The 22,862-nt window shown below is 33.0% G+C and carries 20 protein-coding genes and 1 pseudogene; 10 read left to right on the top strand and 11 right to left on the bottom strand.

What is annotated here, in order from left to right; translation table 11 throughout:
• Positions 1-304 precede the first annotated feature (304 nt).
• From EHE19_RS02375 to trpA, 9 genes are all read left to right on the top strand, one after another.
• Positions 305-1,000 carry a tetratricopeptide repeat protein gene (locus EHE19_RS02375; RefSeq protein ID WP_244648320.1) on the top strand — a complete coding sequence of 232 codons (696 nt, stop codon included), beginning with the start codon at positions 305-307 and terminating at the stop codon, positions 998-1,000.
• A 104-nt stretch (positions 1,001-1,104) separates the two neighbouring features.
• Positions 1,105-1,725: a sporulation membrane protein YtaF gene (ytaF, locus tag EHE19_RS02370; protein ID WP_244648319.1), complete on the top strand. Its 621-nt coding sequence runs from the start codon at positions 1,105-1,107 to the stop codon at positions 1,723-1,725.
• Between the two features lie 629 nt (positions 1,726-2,354).
• Positions 2,355-3,827: an anthranilate synthase component I gene (gene trpE / locus EHE19_RS02365; protein WP_137697743.1), complete on the top strand. Its 1,473-nt coding sequence runs from the start codon at positions 2,355-2,357 to the stop codon at positions 3,825-3,827.
• Positions 3,827-4,408, top strand: coding sequence for an anthranilate synthase component II (locus EHE19_RS02360; RefSeq protein WP_137697742.1), 582 nt, complete (start codon positions 3,827-3,829; stop codon positions 4,406-4,408). The genes trpE and EHE19_RS02360 overlap by 1 nt, the downstream gene beginning before the upstream one ends.
• Complete coding sequence (trpD, locus tag EHE19_RS02355) at positions 4,405-5,418, top strand: anthranilate phosphoribosyltransferase (RefSeq protein WP_137697741.1); 1,014 nt, start codon at positions 4,405-4,407, stop codon at positions 5,416-5,418. Before EHE19_RS02360 ends, trpD begins: the two co-directional genes overlap by 4 nt.
• Before the next feature lie 262 nt (positions 5,419-5,680).
• Positions 5,681-6,460, top strand: a complete 780-nt coding sequence (gene trpC, locus EHE19_RS02350; protein ID WP_137697740.1) for an indole-3-glycerol phosphate synthase TrpC — start codon at positions 5,681-5,683, stop codon at positions 6,458-6,460.
• Between the two features lies 1 nt (position 6,461).
• A complete protein-coding gene (locus EHE19_RS02345) occupies positions 6,462-7,082 on the top strand; it encodes a phosphoribosylanthranilate isomerase (protein WP_137697739.1) in 621 nt (206 codons plus the stop codon).
• Between the two features lie 24 nt (positions 7,083-7,106).
• On the top strand, positions 7,107-8,291 hold the full coding sequence (trpB, locus tag EHE19_RS02340; protein WP_137697738.1) for a tryptophan synthase subunit beta: 1,185 nt from the start codon (positions 7,107-7,109) through the stop codon (positions 8,289-8,291).
• A complete protein-coding gene (gene trpA / locus EHE19_RS02335; protein ID WP_137697737.1) occupies positions 8,284-9,054 on the top strand; it encodes a tryptophan synthase subunit alpha in 771 nt (256 codons plus the stop codon). Before trpB ends, trpA begins: the two co-directional genes overlap by 8 nt.
• A gap of 267 nt (positions 9,055-9,321) precedes the next feature.
• Here the strand turns inward: trpA and EHE19_RS02330 are convergent, their stop codons facing one another.
• From EHE19_RS02330 to EHE19_RS02315, 4 genes and pseudogenes are all read right to left on the bottom strand, one after another.
• Complete coding sequence (locus EHE19_RS02330; RefSeq protein ID WP_137697736.1) at positions 9,322-10,620, bottom strand: hexokinase family protein; 1,299 nt, start codon at positions 10,618-10,620, stop codon at positions 9,322-9,324.
• Between the two features lie 209 nt (positions 10,621-10,829).
• On the bottom strand, positions 10,830-11,801 hold the full coding sequence (locus tag EHE19_RS02325; RefSeq protein WP_244648318.1) for an N-acetylmuramoyl-L-alanine amidase family protein: 972 nt from the start codon (positions 11,799-11,801) through the stop codon (positions 10,830-10,832).
• 515 nt (positions 11,802-12,316) lie between these two features.
• Positions 12,317-13,027 (bottom strand): GTP pyrophosphokinase, encoded by a 711-nt coding sequence (locus EHE19_RS02320; protein WP_137697735.1) that lies wholly within the window; start codon positions 13,025-13,027, stop codon positions 12,317-12,319.
• 236 nt (positions 13,028-13,263) lie between these two features.
• Positions 13,264-15,291: pseudogene (locus EHE19_RS02315) on the bottom strand (Na+/H+ antiporter).
• 450 nt (positions 15,292-15,741) lie between these two features.
• Between EHE19_RS02315 and EHE19_RS02310 the strand changes: the two are divergent.
• Positions 15,742-16,965 carry a serine hydrolase domain-containing protein gene (locus EHE19_RS02310; RefSeq protein ID WP_137697734.1) on the top strand — a complete coding sequence of 408 codons (1,224 nt, stop codon included), beginning with the start codon at positions 15,742-15,744 and terminating at the stop codon, positions 16,963-16,965.
• Between the two features lie 135 nt (positions 16,966-17,100).
• Here EHE19_RS02310 and EHE19_RS02305 read toward each other — a convergent pair whose 3' ends face one another.
• The 7 genes from EHE19_RS02305 to EHE19_RS02275 form a co-directional block, all read right to left on the bottom strand.
• Positions 17,101-17,799 carry a flavodoxin family protein gene (locus tag EHE19_RS02305; protein ID WP_171003583.1) on the bottom strand — a complete coding sequence of 233 codons (699 nt, stop codon included), beginning with the start codon at positions 17,797-17,799 and terminating at the stop codon, positions 17,101-17,103.
• Between the two features lie 271 nt (positions 17,800-18,070).
• Positions 18,071-18,616 (bottom strand): hypothetical protein, encoded by a 546-nt coding sequence (locus tag EHE19_RS02300; protein WP_137697732.1) that lies wholly within the window; start codon positions 18,614-18,616, stop codon positions 18,071-18,073.
• Positions 18,617-19,111: 495 nt separating this feature from the next.
• A complete protein-coding gene (locus EHE19_RS02295; RefSeq protein WP_137697731.1) occupies positions 19,112-20,740 on the bottom strand; it encodes a sodium:solute symporter family protein in 1,629 nt (542 codons plus the stop codon).
• Between the two features lie 282 nt (positions 20,741-21,022).
• On the bottom strand, positions 21,023-21,169 hold the full coding sequence (locus tag EHE19_RS02290) for a symporter small accessory protein (protein ID WP_171003582.1): 147 nt from the start codon (positions 21,167-21,169) through the stop codon (positions 21,023-21,025).
• A 365-nt stretch (positions 21,170-21,534) separates the two neighbouring features.
• Positions 21,535-21,888 carry a hypothetical protein gene (locus EHE19_RS02285; protein WP_244648317.1) on the bottom strand — a complete coding sequence of 118 codons (354 nt, stop codon included), beginning with the start codon at positions 21,886-21,888 and terminating at the stop codon, positions 21,535-21,537.
• 74 nt (positions 21,889-21,962) lie between these two features.
• Complete coding sequence (locus EHE19_RS02280; RefSeq protein ID WP_171003581.1) at positions 21,963-22,136, bottom strand: hypothetical protein; 174 nt, start codon at positions 22,134-22,136, stop codon at positions 21,963-21,965.
• A gap of 108 nt (positions 22,137-22,244) precedes the next feature.
• Positions 22,245-22,826, bottom strand: coding sequence for a nitroreductase family protein (locus tag EHE19_RS02275; RefSeq protein ID WP_137697729.1), 582 nt, complete (start codon positions 22,824-22,826; stop codon positions 22,245-22,247).
• Between the last annotated feature and the right edge of the window lie 36 nt (positions 22,827-22,862).

Raw genomic sequence — 22,862 nt, 5'->3', positions numbered from 1 at the left:
CTACATCAACAAAAGCGCATTCGTATTTTGAGATTCGAAAGGTCTCCACACAAGCACTAACTATACTTTCTAGTTATTTTGGCAACAACTCATTGTCAAAATTTATAATTTTGAATGCTCATAAACTAATCTAACTTCATAGGTTAAATAGTAATCATAAAACGGAAATTTGATAACGCACAAATTAACCCTATTTATTTAAATAAATTTATTTGATAAAATAAACTGAAATGAAGTCAACACATAATAGGAGGTGTTAAGTCCATGTCAATTAGTTTTTTTATTTTCAGGCATGGGCAATAGGATGATATTTGGTAAAATTTTCGCACAAATATATGTTATTAAAGCTAATCTTGCATTTCAAAAGGGAAATTCTCAGGAAGTTTTAGACCTTCTCGAGAAAGCCTACAAAACAGGCTGTGCTAAAGCATCTGTAGTATCAACTTATGGCTATATGCTTCTAAAGCATGGAAAGCTTGAAGAAGCTATGAGTATATTTACAGAGCAATTCAATTCATCAAAGCTGTCAGCGTCAGAAAAATTTGATGTTCAAGCAAACTATGCTCTCGCATTGTGGAAAAAAGGTCAGATTGATGCGGCAATTACACTGCTTGAAAAAGTTATAGCTAACTATAAAAACACTAATATTTATGGCAGCTTAGGTTATCTTTATATTCTAAATGGCGATCTAGACAAGGCACTGAAATTCAATCTTGAAGCATATGACTACAACAACACAAACGGAATAATATTAGATAATTTAGGTGAAACCTACTTACTCCTTAATGATCTTGAAAATGCTGATAAAATCTTCAAAGAACTCATGGCTTTGAATCCCAAATTCCCTGAAGCTTTTTATGATTATGCACTGTTGTTTGAAAAAATGGGAGATAAAGAAAAATGCGTAGAGTATCTCAAAAAAGCTATGCAGTATAAGACTAACTTCTTATCTGCAATTACTTCAGAGGATATAGAAAATAAGCTAAAGGAAATGGAATAATTCCGCAGTTTATCAACAAATTTTGCAGGATATATAACTTTTAAAATCGAACATGCACTAATAATCCTCCCGGTAAATATACTGCCTAGTGAGGTGATTCATTAGTGCATATTCTGTCCATACTCTTACTATGCTTAGCTCCAAATCTTGATAACATGGCAATTGGTTTGGCTTATGGTGCTAAAAAAATAAGTGTACCACCAAAGTCAAATCTTGCTATAGCACTTTTTTCAGGCTTTGCAACTCTTATTTCCAGTTCCTTTGGAAATTTGCTCACTAATTATATTCCAAATTATTTAGGAACTGTTATCGGTGGTTCTATTGTAAGTATCATGGGTATTTACACAATTATAAGTTATTTACACACAAGAATAAAAACTAAGAAAATTCAAGAAAGTAATTATGTGTATATAGATAACATAAGAGCAGTAATGAATGATCCAAGTGTTGCAGATAAAGATTATTCCGGGGACATATCCTTAAAGGAATCCATTTTACTTGGTATTGCTCTAGCTTTAAATTGCTTGGGAACAGGTTTTGGTGCTGGTATAGCAGGTGTTAATATATTAATTCTCACAGCAGTAGTAACTGTTTTTAGTCTTTTTACAATATCCTTAGGCGCAATAATTGGAAAGCGCTATGCCAATCAGCTTCTTGGTGATAAAGCAACACTTTTATCAGGTATAATACTCTTATTGGTAGGTCTTTATCAGATAATTTTATAGAATTTAATAAAAAACCATTAAATTTTATAGAAAAACATAGCTATAAGAGTATAAATTGAATTAATGGTTATAATTGTAAATTTTCTTTGTTGACATCAGTCTATTTTGAATGTTATTATATGCTTAATTAAATATCTGCCCTTGAAACCGTTGAAGTGGAGATAACGGTGATACGTGCACTTACAGAGAGTGAGGATAGCTGAGAGCCTCGCAGAACGCAGTACATCAAATGGACCACTGAGGGCGCAGTCAAATGAAAGTATTCTTAAAAAGGTCTTCTTTAAATAAAGGTTTTCTTTTTAACTAAGGTATTCTTTCAGAGTATTCTGCGACGTGTCACAAGCGTTATTTGTGGGAAATATGATGGTATTTCTTTAAGTGTGTAAGATTATTTTCTTACAAAACAAGGTGGCACCGCGGGTGAATTATACACACTCGTCCTTGACATATAAGTAGTCATTGGGCGGGTGTTTTTATTTTATTCAAACAATGCTAGCTTGTTAATTTAAATTGTTTTACCAACATTTGTATTAGCTAATTAAAATTGAACTCATTATCTAAACGCAATATTTGCGGCTATGAGTAAAACAACTTAGAAAATAATTTTTATACTTAAAGGAGTGGTAATAATGTTTAAACCAAGTCTTGATGAAGCAAAGCAGCTATCATGCGGCTATACGATAATACCTATAAGCTGTGAAATTTTTGCTGATACTGTAACCCCTATTTCTGTATTACAAAGTATTAAGTCTGCAAGCAGTAAATACTATCTATTAGAAAGCGTTGAAAATGGTGAGAAATGGGGACGTTACTCATTTTTAGGTTTCAATCCAATAGTTGAATTAACATGTAAAGATGGTTCACTTGATATAAAAAGTGCTTCAGCACCAACTAAACATATTGAAACTGATAATCCAAATGCTCAAATCAGATCAATTCTAAATGAATACAAGAGTCCACGGTTAAACTACTTACCTCCATTTACAGGTGGTTTCGTTGGTTACTTTGCGTATGATTATTTTAAATATAGTGAAAATACACTTACGCTTAACGCAATAGATAATGCAAATTTTTATGACATAGATTTAATGTTATTCGACAAGGTAATAGCCTTTGATCACTTCTCACAAAAAATAATAGTTATGATAAATATTAAGACAGATAATCTAGAAGTCAATTATGAGAACGGAATAAAAGAACTTGAAAAAATAATAGACTTAATAAAAAGCTATGTACCAGCAATAGCAACTCCTTCAAGGCTGCTGTCACCCCTTACTCCCGCTTTTAGCAAGGAAGAGTATTCTAGTATAGTAGAAAAAGTAAAGCATTATATTCATGAGGGTGATATTTTTCAAGCTGTTACAGCAAACCATAAATCAGCTGACTTTGAGGGCAGTTTATTTGACACCTATAGAGCCCTTAGGTCAATAAATCCTTCTCCATACATGTTTTTCTTAAAGTTTGATGATGTAGAAATAGCAGGGGCATCTCCTGAGACACTTATTAAGCTTGAAGACGGAAAACTTGCCACATTTCCTATCGCTGGAACAAGACCACGAGGTAAATGTGAGGAGGAAGATATTCAGCTAATTGAGCAGCTTCTAAGTGATGAAAAGGAACTTTCTGAACATAATATGCTAGTTGACTTAGGCAGAAATGACTTAGGTAAAATAAGTGAATTTGGTTCCGTCGAAGTAAAAGATTATTTAAGTATAAGAAAATATTCCCATGTTATTCATATTGAGTCAAAGGTTGTAGGCAAGCTGCGTAAAGAATTTGACCAACTTGATGCAATTGCAGCACTTCTCCCAGCCGGTACTCTTTCAGGCGCTCCAAAAATCCGTGCCTGCCAAATAATTAATGAAGTAGAAGGACATAAAAGAGGTATCTACGGTGGAGCAATCGGCTATATCGATTTCACTGGGAACATGGACACCTGTATTGCAATCAGAATGGCTGTTTTAAAGGATAATAAAGTATATGTTCAATCTGGTGGTGGTATTGTAGCAGACAGTGTTCCTGAAACAGAATATATTGAGACATCAAACAAAGCACAAGCAATCATTAATGCCATAGAAATGTCTGTAGGGGGTATAAAATAATGATATTACTAATCGATAACTATGACAGCTTTTCATATAACCTTTTTCAAATGGTTGGTGTTATAAACAGAAACATTAAAGTAATTAGAAATGACCAGCTAACATTGCATGAAATTGAGGATTTAAATCCATCACACATTATTTTATCACCTGGACCTGGAAGGCCAAAGGATGCCGGCATCTGCGAGGATGTAATATCGTATTTTTACAACAAGCTTCCTATTTTAGGTGTATGTCTTGGTCATCAAGCCATTTGTGAAGTTTTTGGAGGAACAATTACATATGCAAAGGTTTTAATGCATGGTAAAGTTTCAAAAATTCACATTGCAAATGGAAGTGCTCTTTTCAAAGGTCTCCCCCCAATTATTGATGGTGCTAGATATCACTCCTTAGCAGTTGCCCGTCATACATTACCCGACGAACTGCTTGTCATTGCTGAAGACAGCAATGGTGAAGTTATGGGAGTTAAACACAGAGACCATGATTTATATGGGGTTCAGTTCCATCCAGAATCAATACTAACTCCAAATGGAAAAAGTATTTTAGAGAACTTTCTTAAAATAGGAGGTAATGTAAAATGATACAAGAGGCTATTTATGAGGTAATTAATAAAAACAATCTTTCATTTGAGCAAACTAAATCGGTAATGGAAGAAATCATGGAAGGTAGAGCTAGCAATGCACAAATTGCAGCCTTTTTGACTGCAATGCGTATGAAGGGAGAAACTATTGACGAAATAACTGGCTGCGCCAGTGTTATGAGAGAGAAAAGTCTACGAATAAATCCAAATAGAGATGTCCTTGACATTGTAGGTACTGGTGGAGATGAAGCGTTCACCTTTAACATTTCAACAGTTTCAACATTTATTATATCCGCAGGAGGAGTACCTGTTGCAAAGCATGGAAACCGCTCCGTTTCAAGTAAATGCGGAAGCGCAGATGTCCTTGAGGCACTTGGAATAAATATTGCCTTAACGGCTGAGCAAAGCGCACAAATACTAGAAAAAATAGGCATGTGCTTTATGTTTGCTCCAACTTATCATTCATCTATGAAGTATGCTGCACCAGTCCGTAAGGAAATGTCAGTAAGAACTATTTTTAATATATTAGGGCCTCTTTCCAATCCAGCTGGAGCAAACATGCAGCTATTAGGTGTATATGATGAAAATCTAGTTGAACCCCTAGCACAAGTACTTTTAAACCTTGGAATAAAGAGAGCTATGGTTGTACATGGTCACGATGGACTTGATGAAGTTACTCTCTGCGATGCTACTACAATTTGCGAAGTTAATGACGGAACACTAAACAGCTTCTTCTTATCTCCTGAACAATTAGGGTTTACGAGATGTCTCCCAGAAGATTTAATAGGTGGAGACCCTAAAGAAAATGCAAATATTGCTATTGATATATTATCCGGCAAAAAAGGTCCTAAGAGAGATATTGTTGTCCTGAACTCGGCATTGTGCTTATATATGGCATACAATAAAGTAACTCTCAGAGAGTGCGTAAAAATGGCTGAAAACCTCATTGACAACGGTTCTGCTCTCTCCCAGTTAAATAAATTCATTCAACTATCAAATTCATTTAGCTAAAAAGTTCGAAACAACGTTTGTTTATACATGGTGCATTTTCGAACTTCAAAAAACACAAGTATTTTTGACAGAGTTAGGTCACAATGTGCATGTTGATTAAGCTATCGAAGCATACGTCCGCATTGAGTTATTAACAATTATAATTAAGAGTTAGTGTGAAAATGCTGATGAAACTTTACAAAATATTACGTACCTCTGTGAATTAGAGGTTCTCCACATAAAAATCATTATATTTTATGCCAAATGGGGCGTGGGAGGTTTTATGATACTTGATAAAATAGTTGAACATACAAAAATTAGAATTAAGACAGCACAAGCTATTAATCCCATTGAAACTTTAAAAGAAAATGCTAAAAAATATCAGACTCTTTTGCCTTTTACTTTTGAAAATGCTCTTAAAACAAAAGATATATCCTTCATTTGTGAAGTTAAAAAAGCATCACCCTCAAAGGGCATAATAGCAGAGCATTTTCCATATATACAAATTGCCCAAGAATACGAAAAAGCTGGTGCAAATGCTATTTCTGTTCTTACAGAGCCTTACTTTTTCTTAGGAAACGATGATTACTTAAAAGAAATAAAAAAATCAGTTAAAATACCTATACTTCGTAAAGATTTTACCATTGATCCTTATCAAATATATGAGGCTCACCTGCTCGGTGCCGATGCAGTTCTTCTTATATGCACCCTATTAGATACTAAGGAATTGAAGGAATATATAAAAATTGCTGATAGTTTGGGGCTTTCCTGTCTTGTGGAAGCACACGATGAACCAGAACTTTACAGTGCATTAGAAGCAGGTGCAAGAATAATTGGTGTTAATAACCGCAATTTAAAGACATTTGAAGTTGATATTAATAACAGTGTAAGGCTTAGAAAGCTGGTACCTAATGACAAAGTTTTCGTTTCTGAAAGTGGTATTAAAACCCCTTCTGATGTTGCTGCCTTACGTAATAATGGTACAAATGCAGTTCTAATTGGTGAAACGCTAATGAGAAGCCAAAATATTACAGCCGAACTACAAAGAATGAGGGCAAGTTGATATGACTAAAATAAAAATTTGCGGTCTTACCAGAATGCAGGATATAGAATATGTAAATGAAGCTTTGCCCGACTTTATTGGTTTTGTTTTTGCCAAAAGCCGCAGGCAAGTAAATCCTGATACGGCTTACCAGCTTAAAAGCGCACTAGACTATCGAATCAAAGCAGTCGGAGTTTTTGTTAATGAAAGTATATCTGTTATAAAGCAGTTATGCCAATCTAACATTATAGATTATATCCAGCTACATGGGGATGAAGATGAAGAATATATAAAAAATTTAAGTTGTCAAATTAACACACCTATTATAAAAGCTGTGAGGGTAAAGGATTTATCTTCAATAGTGACAGCACAGCAGCTATCCGGCGACTTTTTGCTCCTAGATACATTTTCAGATAAAGAATATGGCGGCACAGGTAAAACCTTTGACTGGAAATTAGCAAAATATATAGAAAAACCATTTTTTCTTGCAGGAGGCATAAACTATTGTAATGCAAAAGCAGCAATAGACAGTTCTAAGCCCTATTGTCTAGATGTAAGCAGCGGTGTTGAAACAAATGGTGTTAAGGATAGAAATAAAATTATAGATATAGTAAGTCTAGTGCGGAGCAATTTTAGCAATTAAACAATATTTAAGGAGTTGAGATAAATGACAAATGGAAGATATGGCAAACATGGAGGGCAATATATACCTGAAATTCTTATGAATGCAATAATTGAACTCGAAGAAAGCTATAACTACTACAAAAATGATTATAGCTTTAACAATGAACTTAATTCATTATTGAGAGAGTATGCTGGAAGGCCCTCCCTTTTATATTACGCTAAAAAAATGACTGAGGACTTGGGTGGTGCAAAAATTTATCTTAAAAGAGAAGATTTAAACCATACTGGCTCTCATAAAATAAACAACGTATTAGGTCAAGTTTTATTGGCAAAGAAGATGGGAAAAAAACGTGTTATTGCAGAGACTGGGGCTGGTCAGCATGGTGTTGCTACAGCTACAGCTGCTGCATTGATGGGTATGGAATGTGAAATATTTATGGGGCTAGAAGATACAAAACGCCAAGCACTTAATGTTTTTAGAATGGAACTTTTAGGTGCAAAAGTTCATGCTGTTGCCAGCGGCACTCAAACACTAAAGGATGCAGTTAATGAAACTATGCGCGAATGGGCAACCCGTGTTGGTGACACGCACTATGTTTTAGGTTCAGTAATGGGACCTCATCCCTTTCCAATGATAGTACGTGATTTTCAGAGTATAATTGGCAAAGAGGTAAGAGAACAAATAATTGATAAAGAAGGAAGACTCCCTGACATAGCAATAGCATGTGTAGGTGGCGGAAGTAATGCTATGGGGCTGTTTTATGATTTCATTAATGACCCTTCTGTTGAGTTAATTGGGTGTGAAGCCGCTGGAAAAGGCATAGACACTGAATACCATGCTGCAACAATTGCAAAGGGCCAATTAGGGATATTTCACGGTATGAAGTCATATTTCTGTCAGGATGAGAATGGTCAGATTGCACCTGTTTATTCAATATCCGCTGGATTAGATTATCCAGGAATAGGCCCAGAGCATGCACATTTGAATGATATTAAACGAGCTAAATATGTTCCTATAACAGATGCTCAAGCAATAAATGCCTTTGAATATCTCTCCAAGGTTGAAGGCATTATTCCAGCAATAGAAAGTTCACATGCTGTAGCACATGCAATGGAACTTGCTCCCAAATTGTCCTCGGACAAAATAATAGTAATTTGTCTTTCAGGCCGTGGAGATAAGGATGTTGCAGCTATAGCAAAATATATGGGGGTGGAAATAAATGAGTAAAATAAAAAATGCATTTGCAAATGGTAAGGCATTTATAGGCTTTTTAACAGCAGGCGACCCATCTCTTGATAAAACAGAAGAATTCATACTTTCAATGGTGGAAGCCGGAGCCGATTTAATAGAAATTGGTATACCTTTTTCTGACCCAATTGCTGAAGGTGAGGTCATTCAAAGAGCCAATGAGCGAGCACTATCTGTTAATACAACACTAAATAAAATATTTAATATGGTTAAATCTGTCCGTTTAAAAACTCAGATTCCAATAGTTTTCTTAACCTATTTAAACCCAGTATTCACATATGGTTATGACCACTTTTTTAGAGAATGTAATAATAATGATATAGACGGGGTAATAATACCCGATATTCCCTTTGAGGAAAAGGAGGAACTTACGCCTTTCGGTGAAAAGTACAGCATTGATATCATTTCATTAATTGCACCTACGTCACAAGAAAGAATAGACAAAATAGCAAAAAAAGCTCAGGGCTATGTATATTGTGTCTCCTCAATGGGTGTAACAGGAGTGCGAAGTGAAATTAAAACAGACCTTTCCTCTATTATATCTGATATCAGAAATGTCACCGATGTTCCTATAGCGGTAGGCTTTGGTATATCTACACCTGAACAAGCCGCTCAAATAAGTTCATATGCTGATGGAATTATTGTAGGAAGTGCAATTGTAAAAATTATTGAAGAGCATGGCGAAAATGCCGCTAAACCTTTGTATGAATATGTTCGAGCTATGAAAGGGGCTATTAGCTGAATTTAATTTTTCTGCCAATCCATGTTCTAAAGAAACGAAATAGCTTTTAACATATTATATTCAGCGGTTATACTAGTCTTACTCAACTTTAGCAGTAATATACTTTTTGTCTGTATTCATGCATGTTTATAATTTTCAAAGAGTTTAAAGGTTATTGCTGAAAAGAAGATTTCAATCCTATAAAAACAGAAAGTGGTCATAGAGCACCACTTTTTGTTTTATTTATATAAAATCTTTATATTAATTTCATTAAGCAATAATTAACTATTACCTCTGTGTTACTGCCACAGCGGCCGCTATAGCCGCACCTAAACCAGAACCGTCTTTAACAAGCTTAATATCAATATTCGCGGCATCTTCACCTAATGCATCTATAAAAGCTTCTTCCATAAGCTTTGGAGCCTTTGGCATTTTTTCGTAAATGGTTCCATCAATTGCTATAACATGCTTATTCTTAACTTCTGAACCCCTATTTTCTTGATGGAATAGAACTCCTAGGTAAGAGCTTGCTACTATTCGAACTGCTCTTTTTAAAACTGCTTCTGATATGGCCTTTATTATCTGAGCATCCTCAGAAGTACAATTAAACTGATCTTCACACTTTGAAGGGTATAGTATAAAGTTTTCAACTGTAAGTGCACTGAAATTCTGATCAAAGAAATCCTTTGTATCTACATCACTATTTGTGAAAAGGGCTTTGTTATTATACAAATCTAAACATATTTCTTTAACTAGGCTACCCATATAATATCCTGAAACCATTTTCTCTAAGAGTTGAGAACCAGGAACCTGACTATTCTTGTCAATTATCTCATCATATTTCGTTACTGGTAAGCCAATATTGTAATTTCCAGATTCAAGATTTACTATCATCTTTCCTCCATTAAGAGGATGATTGTTTTCAAGATAGCAAGTATTATGCCCTGTTCCCATAATAGAACCAATGTCAGCATCCTGATAACTATACATTGCAACCAACAATGTTCCAACTGTATCATTTATTAACGCCACAGGTTCTATATCTACATTCTTTTCCTTAAGAGCCTCAGCTAATAACTGGTTTATATTTTGCCCTACTACACCAGATGTGGCAATTTCCTTTGTCCAGTTAATTAGATATGCCTCATTGATGTCTTCCTGTCTGCATGGAAATGAAAATGTATTGCCTAAATACATGCTTTCACCTTGCTCTGTTATGCTAGCCATACAATCAGCAATAAATCCAAAAAGTTGCTTCGCAGTAACTTCAGGCTTAGTTAAATCATAGTTCTTTTCTTTATTTATAAGCTTTTCTTTCTTTTCAACTAAGGTTTCAAAATTGCCATTATCTATTTTAAACTTTGTGCACCTTAAATTTGTTCCACCCATATCCATTGTCATGAAAGTACCCTTTTCTTTTCCGGTAGGCTTTCCAACATATGACGGAATCATCTTAAGGCACGTCTTCTCACCCTTTAAGCCCTCTTCCATAGTATTTTTAAACAACATAGCTATATTAATCATACTATTTTTATCAATTTCAAATGACTTTAAAACATTATTTACGACCTCATTATTAAAACCCATTGCGGCACCTCTTATAATAATTTTCTTGATAATACTCTATAAAAAAACCTATTATTCTGATTGTAATTTATCTTAGCTCATAGGTCAAGTAAGATTATATTTTTTTACAGTTTTTGCTTAATATTTATAATTACTTATTTCCTTTATCGCAGCAGTACAGTATATTTAGCTGTAATAGCATATAACTGAACATTAAAAAACTCAAATTTTCATTTAGTATTCATTTCAGCTTGATACTTTTCAATACCTTCCACTATGCCCATTACTATTTTATTTTGGTAGGAATCTGTATTTAACAGCTTATCCTCCTCTGGATTGGTCATAAATCCCATCTCAAGTAGTACCACTGGAATTTTTGACCAATTAAAACCTGTAAGTTCATTGCTTACAACAGTTCCCCTTGATTTAGCCTTAGTGTGCTTCAGTACTCCTTCTAAAATGTACTTCCCAATAAGTGTACTTTTTTGAAGCATTTCATCATCTTTAATGTATTTGTTACCGGGTACCATCATAAGCACTCCTGATACTGTATTGTCATTAAGACCATTTGCATGTATTCTAATTGTCAAGTCAGCACCAGACGAATTCCAAAGTTCTGTTCTTTCAACATTAGTCAAATCACAATATTCAGTTTCTCTTATCATTAATATATTAGCACCCTTTTCAGATAATGCTTTTTTAAGCTTTTTTGATACAGCTAGGTTTAAACTTGCTTCTGTGATTTTAGTAGCGACACCAGAAGTTCCGCTTGCAATAGCTGCTTTCATAATATCCGAGCCAGGCGCTATAGGCTCCTTTAAATCAGCTTTTCTGTCAGTTTTTCCATGGCCTGCATCTATACATATAGTTAATCCTTCAAGAGGCAATTTTATTTTCTCATCTGCTTTATTTATAGAAGTTGATCTTGAAGTCCCTTCATCAGAAGGCAATTGGGTAGACATATCTTCTCCCTTTGGCTGCTTTGATGAATTTTGCTTTGTTATATCTGAATTGTATATTCCAGAATTATCAGCAGAATTATTATTTTCTCTATCAGTTTTCGTAGTTACAGACTCTGACATATACCCGTTAACTTCATTGTAATCTAGCTTTTGGTCATTAATTGTACAGCCTATACATGCAAAATTAATACCTGTGCATACTACTATAATTGATAAAAGAACTTTAACACTATTTTTCATATTTTAATTAAATCTCCTTATTTAAGTCGTTATGCTATTTTATTTTTAACTTAGTTGACAGCTGCTAATCGCTTATTACTTACACGCCACTCAATATATTATCTTAGTATCCAATTTAGGTACATTTACACTGAAGTACCAGTTAACTAATAGTATAATTTTACCCGCAGTTTATACTGGTACGCGAGTACAACTTAGATAAATAATTTACTTGGTGGTAATTCCATTTAGATAAGTTTGTACGGAAGTACCATTAAACCAGTACAATAAACTTTCCTGTAAGGTAATAAAATAATAACACAAAGCAGTGATTTATTTTAATTATAAAATATACTTCTCTTATTATCCTAAATTCTCGCACAAATTATAACATTCTGACAAGCTTTCATACTAAAATTTCATAGTTGAATATGCTGCAATATAAAAAGTCTCGAACTAAGCAATTTTCTAAGTTCAAGACTTTATTCTAAACTATATAATATTTGTAACTATTAAAATACTAAAGAATGTAAAAATCAAATTGATTCTAAGTCAAACTCTGTATCACAATTATACTTCATTAAAGTTTTATAAATTTCTTGCATTTTCAAATCTGTATATGCTATCTTTTCAGCACATTCTAGTAGTTCCTTTGAAACTGAAGGTGGAACTTCTTCCATAGTTTTATATCTTAATTGATGTTCAAGACTAGCCCAAAAATCCATAGCCATTGTTCGAATCTGGATTTCAACAGGTACAAGTTCTTTCCTATCTGAGAAAAATACAGGTACTTTGACAACAAGATGCAAGCTGCGATATCCATTAGGCTTTGGTTGTTTAATATAATCTGTTTCACGGATAAGAGTAATGTCATCCTGACTCTTTAGCATCTCAGCAACATTATATATATCATCAATATAGTAGCATACTACTCGAATTCCAGCTATATCTGTCAGATGTTCTTTAGCTGCTTCAATACTGATTTCAAGTCCTTTTCTATTTAGCTTTTCAAAAATACTCTCAATGGATTTTATGCGACTTTGCATATTATGAATCGGATTTCGCCTATGTATAAATCTAAATTCGTCATCTAGTATTTCTAGTTTTGTGCTTATTTCACGTGTTGCTGAATGATATAAATGCTGCATTTCAAAAAAGCTTACTCTAATACTTTCAATTTCATCACTTGATAATAATGCATCTAAACCATGTAACGATTTTATATGCGCAACCTTCTTCATAATCATTGTGCTTTACTCTTCCTTCCACAATTATTTGTTGTTATTACAAGTATATAAAACAAGAATCGTAGACTTTTTTCCTATTTTATTATACCATAATTACATCAATAAAGTACATTTACATGCTTAAAATACAATCACATTTGTCATTTTAATTAACTTTATTTTAATGTAATAATATTAACTAAGTATAAACTATTGATTAATTTTTAACATTTGTTTTTATCTGAAAGTTAATTAAACTATACCGTATCATGTTCCATAACAAGGGCTTCAAATTGGTTTATTGTCTTTCGAAGTTTACTAGCTATTTCTCTTGAAATTTCACCTTCCTCATACAACAATTGTATTTTGTCCCTTCCATCCTGAATTGAATTCAAACTTATTTCCCTTTTTAGTTTTTCAAATTGCTCGTCATGTTTGTTCTTTTGAGTATAATATTGAAAAACATGCATTATTTCCTCATAATATGAGATAACAGATAATGAAACTTCTCTATTTTCATCACTAATTTGCTCTTTAATAGCTTCAATAGCAGTATTTATAGTTTCAATCTTTATTTCCCGAACAGAATAGGAATTATTAAATTTACCCTCAGAGTACTTTTTAGAGCCTATTTTTTTAATAAAATGTTTAAATTTAGAAGCCAATAGTATTCCAGCAGTCATGGCTCTCATTTTGAAACGGTTTGTTAATAGCATCCTTCTATGATTTAAAATATCTAGAATTTGATAAGCATTTTCAGTATCTACCTTTCCTTGTATAAGTAAATTCTGAACCTTTTGTTTCTCTGCATTCAGTCCAATGAGATGAATATTAATTTCCTCTTGCGATAGTTCTCTTGAACGCTTTGATGCTTTACCTCTATCCATACTTTTAAGAATTTTACGGTAATCAGCTATAACTGCCATTACAGCTGATCTATTATAATCGTTTATTTCAGATTTTAAATTATTAATTATATATCTTATCAGCTTCGATTTTGCAATTCTTTCTTTATCTTCGTTGCTGCTTAATTGAATTTCACTTTTCTCAGAAAACATTGGCAAGAAAATGCTCGCAATTGTCAATGTAGATAATATTACTCCTGCAGAAATAAAAATTATTAAATCTCTTTCTGGAAAAGGGCTGCCGTCCTGCAATACCATAGGAATAGAAAAAGCACCCGCTAATGTTACTGCACCTCTAGCACCTGAAATAGATGTCAATACATATGACTTTAGTGAAACCTTTTGTTTTTTTTCGGATTTATCCAATATTTTACTGCCCTCAGAAAATATTACAATCCAAAGGAAACGAAGTATAATAAGAGAAGCTGTAATAAGTATGATGTACATAACAACTTGATAATTATTGTGATATTGATCATTAAATATTGCACTTAATACCTTGGGAATTTGCAGACCTAAAATTACAAATACCAATCCATTTAATATATATAAAAGAACAGACCATGTATTATCTGAAACAATTTGCATTTTTAAGCTGAATTCCATTCTTTCTTTTTCAATAGCATGTACAATTCCTCCTGCTACTACTGCCAATATACCAGAGACTCCGATGTGTTCTGCCACAAGGTATATTGCAAACGGAGTAAGCATCTGAATCAACACATGCATAGTTACATCTTCCATACCAAGATAACGCAAAAATAATCTCACATGTATAATTTAAAATGCTAAAATTGAGCCACACAACAAACCACCTATTGCTATAATAAAAAAGCTAATAGAGGCTTCCTTTAAAGAAAAAACACCCGTAATAGTTGCCGCTATTGCAAATTTGAATGCCACCAGTCCAGATGCATCATTCATTAAGGCTTCTCCTTCAATCAAATGCATTACATTTTTCGGCAACTTTATCCTGCTGGCAAGGGAACTTACAGCTACTGCATCTGTCGGTGAAAGAATAGCTGCTAATGCGAAAGCGGCTGATAGCAGAATGGTTGGAATCATCCAATTAATAAAATACCCTACTATAAAAACAGTAGCAAACACCAGCCCTAATGCAAGCATTAGAATAGGTGCCCTTAAATTCCATAGTTCTCCTCTTGGAACACGTTTACCATCATTAAAAAGAATAGGTGCTACGAATAATACAAAGAACAACTCAGGATTCATTCCCATTTCAAGTTCAGGAAATAAAAGAACCAGAATACTTCCTAAAGCCACTTGATACAAAGGTACAGGAATACATGGAATAAAATGATTAATAATATTAGAAGTACAAATTATTATAAGCAAAGCAAGTACTGCATAAAATGTTTCCATTAATTATTCTCCTCACTATTTTCTTTTGTTGCATGATTTTAACTCACATTAACCTAGTTTAATATAATAATGTTAACTAAATATAAACATGCATATGTGCTGTTCTAAAGCAAGAAACCTATAACACTATATGTAAAATCATAGACCTAAATATATAATTTTCCCATAACATGATATTTATGTGATTTTCTTTTTTGTTCCTCTGCTTTATTTACCCGCTCTTAATAAATATAGATGATATAATTGTATATTATTAATATCCAACTTTTAAATAAATTTATTTAGACTTTTATCATTTTTATTTTTTATTATCAAAAGTAGTTCTTTGCAAAGTACTTTATTAGTTGAAATTAAATGGAGTACTTATCAAAATATTTTACCCCTAATTTTTGACATGCAAAGTCATAATTGGTATACTTTAATTGAATTTAGTCGTTTTGGAGGTTTTTTATGATGCTAAAGAAATTTTCACTCGGTGTGCTCACTTTTTTGTTTACTTTTTCAATACTATTTGCTGGTTGTACAAGTGAATCCTCTTCCAATAAGGATACTAAAACTCAATTAGATGATATAATAAGTTTATATACTGGATTTAACGGCTCTATTCTAGTTGCAAATGGTGATGAGATTCTATTAAACAACGGTTATGGCAAGGCAGATTATGATAAAAAAATCGACAATAGCCCACAAACTGTTTTTGGAATCGCTTCTATTACATCACAGTTTACTGCTACGGCAATTATGATGCTCCAAGAAAAGAATCAACTAAACATTCAGGACACAATCAATAAGTATATTTCAGATTACCCTAATGGTGAAAAAATAAAAATTTATCATCTGCTAACACACACCTCTGGAATACCTGAACTTTACTCACTTGTTGAATCAATAGAAATTGGAAAGCATGCATATACGTCTTCAGAAGTTATAGATTTATTCAAAAATAAGCCTCTCAATTTTGATATTGGAGCAAAATATGAATTCAGCAACTCAAATTATGCATTGCTTGGATTCATTATAGAAAAGGTTTCAGGTATGAAATATGAGGACTTTATTGAGCAAAATATATTTAAACCATTAAATATGAATAATTCAGGATTCTTAAGCAGTTCAAAGAGTACTGATGACAAATCTGGAATAGCTGACAGGGCAATTGGATATAAAAAACTTGTAGCAAATGCTGCTATATTTGAAGAAGAAAACGCGGCAGAGTCTTCAAATCCATATGAAAAATCATTTGAAGCAGAGCCTACACTTACATATGCAGCAGGAGGGATATATTCCACTGTTGAGGACTTATATAAATGGAATAAAGCTTTGAATACCAATAAACTTATTACAAATGAATCTTTAAAGGAAATGTTTACTCCTCACGTAGAAAATTATGGTTATGGCTGGTTTATTGATGAAAAACACGCAGAAGATAGCCATGAATCAGATACCTCTGGAGATCAAAGTGAAAGTTCAAATAGTGCATCAAGTAGTATAGCAAATGATGACAACAGTAAAGAAGCGGAGATTGTACATCATGGAGGTTATTTGCCGGGTTACAGTTCATTTATAATCAGAAATAATACTACTCCTTATGTAGTTATCATATTAAGCAATACAGAGTATGAACAACGTGTTATGGACATGGGGTATCATTTAATGGATGCCTTAGAAAAAGAATAATAAAAATAAAGCCGTTAGCTGAAATGCTGCGGCTTTATTTTTTAATCCATAAGGGTACCACTCTATTTAGGAAAATTATATACACTTGAACATTGACCTTGAGCACTATTACATTATTTACTATAAAGTTTCAAGCTATTTATGCCACGGACGCACCTTCCCTGTCCAGCCCTTCTCTTCCCAGTATAATACATCAGGAGGATTTAATTTCAGTTTTTTATGCATAAAACGACTTACATAAAACCATTTACGCACTCTAAAGCAGGGTTTTATATTCCCGTTATTGGTTTTAATTTTAACAGCTGTTGCTTTTGCCTTTTTAGTAATTTTCTTTTTAATTTTTTCAGAAATCTTATCCCAATTTACTTCCATTAGTGCAAAGCCTAGTTTATACGTCTTAGCAACTCCCCATAAATCTAGACTATCTTTCATTTCATTAAGTGTTTTTGAATAAACAGGTCCTGATGCTGTTGCTATAACCAAACCTTGTTTATGAAACATTTCTTTATTAGGCCGATGGACAATATACATGTTTGCAAAATGGTCCAAAAAAACCTTCATTTGACCAGAAACATGAAATGAATATACAGGCGAAGTTAATATAATTAAATCTGCCCATAATAGCTTTTCACGTATCTGATTTGTATATCTGCTATGTGCACAGGTTCCTTGTTCTTCTGTAAAACATCTGAAGCATGAAATACAGTACTCAGGTAAATCCCTTGGTAGAAAAACTTCTGTTACCACTGAATTTTCAATATTTTTAACCACTTCCTGAGCAATATTGTATGTAGCGCCTTTACGTTCAGTACCATAAACTATTGTTATTTTCACGACAATACCATCCTAAAATTAATCACAACTATTATTTTAACATCCTAATGACCATTTGTAATAGTATATCTGTAAATTTATTAATTACATGTATAAGCATGCATAAAATAGTTCTTTAAACTGTTATTACTTTTGATAAAGTTGAAGGCTTTTAAGGTATATCCCTTAAAAGCCTTCGTTAATTTTCTATGTATAAATGATATAGAATCTGTGCAGCAATACCAAACCAATTTTCAGCTTTGGTACTAGTTAATAATAGTTCTTGATACTTTTATTTGCAAATACCAATTGAACCATCAATTCTATCTGTTATGTAAGCACTAAAATGCCACTTCATGTCATCTGAGTAGAATTTGAAGTATTCGCCCTCACTCAAGTTTAATCCATAAAGCTGACCCTTAATATTTGATGCAACCAGTACCCCATTTTTCTTAATATCAAAAGTACCTTTAATGAAATCGGAAGAATAGCTTTCGCAACTAACTAATGTAAACTCGTACTTTACTTTGTTATTCGCCTGTAACTCCGCATTTAATGAGTTATAGATTGGAATTAAGTTATTCCATTTGATTACAACCTTACCCTTAACAGTGTCATACCAAGTATCTGTTTCTCCATCATTTAAATAGAGTGGCTTTTCTGAAATAATCTGATGATACCAATGATAACATTTGGACACACCGATATCAACTTTTTCAGAACTAGATACTTCTTGTTTTGAGACTGGCTCAGCAGCAATAGCCAAAGATGAGAATGAAACAGTGAACACCAATGACAAAACAACACCAATTAATAATATACGTCTTACATTAAACATATTTCTCCCCCTTTTTAATTTATTGTTGTTACCAATTATTTTACAATATTTATACATATTTTTCAATATTTTTAAATAAAATACATTATTTTTTATTTTAATTACTGAAAACATTTTAATAAAGTCACAACTATTTCATCACCAAACTCAAGAGCAATTCATAGATATTTGCTGTGTAGGATATGTATTTTAACAATTAATCGTAGAGGTATGTATGTCTTTATAGTTTTTATAGTTTTATAGTTTTTATAGTTTTTATAGTTTTATAGATTTACAACACTTCCCATTTAGGTGCTATAGGAATTAAAAGTTCTACAATTTCTAGCGCAGTAAATAAAGAACCAAAACTATTTGCAAATATCATCAGATATTTAACTAATAGTTTTGGTTCATAAAGACTTAGAGTTACATTATGATAATAAAAATAAATAATCTAAGCAACATTCATAATTCTATAATAGTCTCAAATAAGAGTATGCTTCAAATACACCCTGCTTACATACTTCCAAAACACTTATTAATATGCTTTGAATCTAAATCGCTTTTCCCTGTCTTTGCATAAGCAAGCCAAACAAGCAGCATTACAATGGTTGACACTGGAAGTGCAATAAAGGTTGTTCCTACCATTGATAGCTTTTCTAAAGATGTTTCCATTACAATAGAAGCTTTGCCTGTCAGCAGCTTGCATATCTGCATATATGAAGCATTTGAATGCACAAAGAAGGTCCAGAAAAACCATGTTGCTGAGCCTGATATCATTGCACCTTTCACGGCAGCCTTAGGAATGCTCTTAAAGAATAGGGCTGCTACATATACAGGTAAAAATGCAGCTGTTGTCAATTCAAAAAATATAGTAGTAAATTTAGCAATAATACCATCTGCAATTGGAAGTCCGCTGGCTGCCCATGCAATTGCTGTGCTTATTAATATAACCACAAGAGTTGCAGATTTTGTTATCACTAAAGAATTACCCTTTCTTTCAAGAGTTTTTTCATATAAGTCTCTACCTGCTGCTGAGCCCATTGTATGGAACTGAGCACTCAATGTAGACATTGCTGCAGCAAGCATTGCAACGAGGAATATTGAAGAAAACCATTCAGGTAAGAAATTCTTAATAAAAAGAGGGATGATATTATCATTTACACCATTAGCAGCAACTATTGCTATTTGCCCTGTCTTTTGGAAAAGAAGTACATTAGCAAGAGCTCCAACGATAAAAGCTACACCAGTCATTGAAAATATAAAAATTCCTCCAGATAGAACTGCTCTATTTAACTCTTTATCACTTTTTACAGTCATAAACCTAACCGCTAACTGAGGCTGTGCTAATACACCAATTCCTACACCAAGAACTATTGTTGAAATAAGACTCCACCACATTGGAGACCCGCTCTTTGGCATAGAAGTCCAACCTTGAAATCCTCCCGCTACTGACTTTGCTATATCTTCTTGAATTACAGGATTGCTAAAAAGTTCTGAAAGCTGTATATGTGCAGAAGTTACTCCTCCTAAGTTGGCATATGCCGTTACAAGTAGTACTACCATTGCAATAAACATAATGCCGGCTTGAAATGCATCAGTATACATTACTCCCTTCATGCCGCCCATCCAAACATAAATTGCAACTACTGCTACAAATGCTAATAATGAAACGCTATATGGTATACCAAAATAAGTCTGGACAAAATTAGCACCGCCCTTTATAACACTAGCAGCATATATTGGCATAAATAAAAAAATAAGTACAGCAGCAAAGCCTTGTATAAATTTAGATTCAAACCTTTTTCCTAATAATTCAGAAAAGGTATGAGCATCTAAAGCCTTTCCCATTCTTCTTGTTCTTTTCCCGAAAAAGACAAACGCAATAAATATACCAATAAAAACATTAAAGAATGTTAACCATAAGAGTCCCATCCCCATGTTGGCTGCTAATCCCCCAAAACCAACAATTGCGGAAGTGCTTATAAAAGTAGCTCCATATGATAATGCCATAATTAACGGATGGGTTTTTCTGCCTGCTAAAAGATAATCTTGAGAAGATTTTGTATTCTTGTACCCAAGATAACCAAGATACATTGTAATTAATAGAAAAATAATAAAAACGATAATTGTATAACCAGACATTACTGTTATCCTCCTTAGAAATTGTTGACAAAAATTAATACAATTCTAAAGAGTAAGCTATCACCAGAATACTCGACCGACGCTTATATCCTTAACCACATACTCTTGCTATACGAATTGAAATCTATACTAATTTGTATTAAAATATACTATCCGCTTTATTGCCGCGTTTGCTTCTAATTAACCACAAGTAATAATTATACATGTAAATAAGCGATAACCGACATTCATATTTAATATGCCAAATAGTATTTTACAAAAAATGCTGAACTTATTAAATCCTTATTTCGTCTCTTCCTTCAGCTCTTGAATATCTTCTTCCCCTCCTCTGTTCCAGTTGTACAACCCATAAACTACACAGGCAAGAGTACTCAAAATGCATAAAAAATATACAGCCAAAATGCTAAAATCAGATATGCCAAGAAACATCTTTATCCCCCCTTTGGTACTAATTCAATAAATTCCAGCAACTTTTCACGCAAATTCGCAATCATTACGAGCCTTTGAGAAACAGCCGCTTATAAAATATGAATAAAATAAATAAGCCCATGTAGAATTTGCATAAATAAGCAGAACTCCACATCGGCAATTTAACAAATTGACCCATTATGTTTTAATTCTACCATAATACCATTCTACACAAACATTGTATGATAAAAAGTACATTTTGGTCAACATATGTTTTACGTTTTTTGATGTTTTTTTAGATTTTTTTAATATTGCGTAACTATATGAATTTAAGTTATATAATCTACTTAGCTTGATACTTACAGCCTTTTAAAGGTCTGCTTTGTCTATTCAGCTTTTCGTTTAAAAGTATATCCACAATTAAGACATTGGCTTTGAGTATTATCGCGTTTACAGAAGCAAATGGGACATTCATCATCTTTAGCTTGTGAAGTTTCGTAATCAATAATTATATCTGCTATTTCATTTTGCACTCTTGTAGTTTTATTCTCCATGTATTCTCTGCCATCATCAACAAACCAAAATATATAGCCACATGACCTACATATATAATTAATTGTAGCTTGATTATCTAATCCTAAAAATGTCATACCTCTTGAATAAAGCATACTATTTCTTTTATCAAAATCTTTTCCTTTACAAACAGGGCATATCAATTCATATCCGTTAACTTTAATCATCTGCTTATACCCATTCCAAATGTATCCTTATGTGAATAAATATGGTTATAGAATATTCTAGTTTACTATTTTAATTATCTATTCTGTGATAATTTCTTTCTTAAGAAGCTCGCTATAGAATTTTTTCTTTTGCAATATGCTGGGCGCTTCCTTAGTTTGTGATATTCCAAGCATTCAAAGCATTTGCCATGCCTTTCACAGCCTTTTTTCTTGCAGGGACACTCTTCAAGTCCATTCTCAAATATCACCTTCATCCCTCCTGTATGTTAACTCAAATTAAATTCCTAATTACTCTTTATCCCTAAATAAGTATACCTTTCAGCAATTGAACCTTTTATCAAGTAATTAGTAATTTTTTATTCAAATTTATTGTAAAATACAATCTCATCAAGACTCTTTTTAGGTGTAACCTCTTCATCATAGGCTGGATAACCAAAAGCTATAACTTCTGAAGCAATAAGAGGCTTTTTCAAATTTAAAAGTTCTGATAGTTCATCTACCTTAAACAAGGAAATCCAAGTTGAGCCAACACCATGTTCTAAAGCAGCCATCATCATATGTGTTCCAGCAATTTTAGTTTGATGCTCCTCCATATGTATCCTTCTATATAATTCATCATCCATGTTTTCAATTTCTTCTACATAATTTGGGAAACGTGACTTTTGAATATATCTACCGCCACGTTCTTTATCAAAATTTTTCGTACATAGAACAATAAGAAAACTCGCCTTCTCTATCCACTTTTGGTTATAGGCTATCTGAGCAGTTTTGAGGATTAATTCCTTGTCTGTTATTACTCCAAATTTCCAAGGTTGCCCGTTTCCACCAGAAGGCGATAGCCTACCAGCTTCAAGAATATAATTAATAACTTCATCCGGTACATCTTTTTCTGCGAAATTTCTTACGCTTTTCCGTTTTTTAAGTAAGTCTAATATCATACTGTACATCCTTTCTTTATTTAAACTTTCTTTATT

It is taken from the genome of Ruminiclostridium herbifermentans, from assembly GCF_005473905.2.
GTDB classification, from domain to species: domain Bacteria; phylum Bacillota; class Clostridia; order Acetivibrionales; family DSM-1351; genus Ruminiclostridium; species Ruminiclostridium herbifermentans.
This window is presented reverse-complemented; position numbering and strand designations above follow the sequence as displayed.